Source organism: Echinicola sediminis (assembly GCF_054777495.1).
This window is the reverse complement of sequence record NZ_BAAHAP010000213.1, coordinates 1-2,199: the sequence shown is the minus strand read 5'-3', so window position 1 is coordinate 2,199 and position 2,199 is coordinate 1. Positions and strand designations below refer to the sequence as shown.

At 35.9% G+C, this 2,199-nt stretch carries 3 protein-coding genes; 1 reads left to right on the top strand and 2 read right to left on the bottom strand.

Going from position 1 to position 2,199, the window contains the following annotated elements; genetic code table 11:
- Both ACYVAA_RS22775 and ACYVAA_RS22770 read right to left on the bottom strand, forming a co-directional pair.
- Positions 1–854, bottom strand: an 854-nt coding sequence (locus ACYVAA_RS22775) for a hypothetical protein (protein ID WP_460546355.1), incomplete at its 3' end; no start/stop codon positions are given.
- A gap of 43 nt (positions 855–897) precedes the next feature.
- Positions 898–1,317, bottom strand: coding sequence for a helix-turn-helix transcriptional regulator (locus tag ACYVAA_RS22770; RefSeq protein ID WP_460546353.1), 420 nt, complete (start codon positions 1,315–1,317; stop codon positions 898–900).
- A 391-nt stretch (positions 1,318–1,708) separates the two neighbouring features.
- On the opposite strand from ACYVAA_RS22770, the gene ACYVAA_RS22765 reads away from it, so the two are divergent.
- Positions 1,709–2,095: a helix-turn-helix domain-containing protein gene (locus ACYVAA_RS22765; RefSeq protein ID WP_460546351.1), complete on the top strand. Its 387-nt coding sequence runs from the start codon at positions 1,709–1,711 to the stop codon at positions 2,093–2,095.
- Positions 2,096–2,199 lie beyond the last annotated feature (104 nt).

Sequence of the window (2,199 nt, the reverse complement as noted above, 5' to 3'; positions counted from 1 at the left end):
TGGTCACTTATTACAGCATGGGATCGAGAGTTATTACCTTTGTAATATGCCTTAGGTTCGGAATCCCCAATTTTTTTTGCTCCATTAACTTTCAAGCTAATATAATCGGTAATTCCATCCTGAAGTTTACTGATTCCTTCAAAAAAGGCATTAGAATTTTTGTTGATTTTCTTGAGTTTGACTTCTACTTGAAAAGTTTCTGCATCCCCTAATAAAGCAGAAAACTCTCCGCCGGTATCCTTTGATTGGTAGGTACTTAAAAACGATAGTTCATTAACTACTGAATTTTTTAGAAAATCTTCCCTATCCTTTTCAGTAATACACATATGTTCATCGAAGGTAAATCCTTTAGTTTTAAATACTTTTTTTATATGATTCTTTACTAAGGAATTAATAGTAGAATTACCATAGCTTTGGATCATTAGAATTCCGTAATTAACATCAGATGGAAACCAAAACAGAAAGTAAAATGGCAGAGATGCAACATCATTTTTTGTGATTCTAGATTTGGCTTTTTTCTTTTTTTGATCCTGTACACTTTGTTCTATTCCTGTTAATCCTCCTTCAAATATCCCATCGATCATGAAATTTGCCGGGTTTCTGTTAATGTTGTCCCCGGGAGAATAAGCTTTTGTTCCATCTTTATCTTTTACAAATTCAGCATTGAAAGATTCAAGATAATATTTGTAAAACCTATTAAAAAATGTGTGCTGGCTTACTTTTTTGTCCTCAGGCTTTCGAAAAGATTCAAAAAAATCTGAGAATTTAACTTCGGACTTTTTCTTTTTTTTCTCATTGTGCTTCCTGAGGATAATAGAGTACGAATTAAGCTTTAGCTGATGTCCATTTGCCATTTTTCGAATTATTTCTAGTAATCTTGTTCAAAATTCACTGCTTTCATTTATTTCCAATCAGTCGCTCCAACCTCGCCATCATCTCATCTTTCTCCTTAAGCATCCTTTCATAAAGGGCTATCTTCTCTTCATGAAGTTTTATGATTTGTTCAACGGGATTGAAAGTAGAATTGTAGAATACAGAGGCTGGTTGGTTACAGTTCTCAAACGTATTGGCAATCACATTTATAGCCTGTTCTTCATCAAAGTTCTGGATGGCTTCTACTGGGATTTTGAGGATTTCTGCTACCTGCCTTAGAATATTTTCCTCTATACTCTCTTTTTGCTCTAGTAGGCTGATTTTCTTTTGGGACCAGTCTTCTCCCAGTTCATGGGCCAAGGCATCCTGCTTGATGCCCAGCATTTCCCTGAAGCGTTTGATGTTTCGTCCCTGATGGATATTTCGTGCAGCTGAATTGGTCATTAGTCTTGGCTATTAAAAAACTAAAAGACAAGTTAAGGAAATTGGTGGAATTTGGGAAATAGGTTTTGTGATTCTCCGAAATTATAAGAAGAAAAAAGTGGTCCACGAATTACACGGATTGCCACGAATTTCCTTGGGGGAAGACCATTGGTTAACTGATTTTGCATTAGATGCTTTTTTGCAGGGTAGAAAGCATAGGATCAATAATGGCTTTATAGATAGATAGATAGATAGATAGATAGATAGATAGATAGATAGATAGATAGATAGATAGATAGATAGATAGATAGATCTGGGGCAAAGAATAAATTATTCATGGGAGAATAGTTTAGAAAAGGCAGGTTGAGGAAATTGAATTTGTAGCAATGATCCTTTCCTAAATAATGTAGATATGGGTGATCCAAGCCAATTTAAAGAAGCACTCCTTGATAACCAATCAATAGGACATAATATGATGACCTTTAGAAAACTGAGAAGTCTTAAGGCCATGGAGCTCGCTTTTCATTTAGGAATCTGCGAGGCCGCCTATACCAAGTATGAACGTGGAGAAACCAAAATCACCGTGGACCTGATTAAAAGATATGCCGATTATGTGCAGGTTGATCCCATTCATATTTTGACCATTAAGCCTGGGCAACTGATTGAGTATTTTTATGAATTTGAAAAAAGGAAAGTTCTCATGGACGGCAGCCAGTTTGATGCCTTACTCGAAATACTCCGCGAACTCAAAGGGAGTAATGAGACCTTAAAAAGCCTGATAAAAGAGGCTATTGTTTAAACTTAACAAGAACGGGAATCGGATATTGTCATAGATAATACAGATGAAAATGTCAAAATGGAAGGGAGCTGGAAGGTGTCAAAAGAAGGAGAACGGAATTCCAG

What these genes read in the sequence shown, in the direction of transcription:
- ACYVAA_RS22770 (WP_460546353.1), bottom strand. Translation starts at nt 1,317, where the DNA reads ATGACCAATTCAGCTGCACGAAATATCCATCAGGGACGAAACATCAAA.
- ACYVAA_RS22765 (WP_460546351.1), top strand. Translation starts at nt 1,709, where the DNA reads ATGGGTGATCCAAGCCAATTTAAAGAAGCACTCCTTGATAACCAATCA.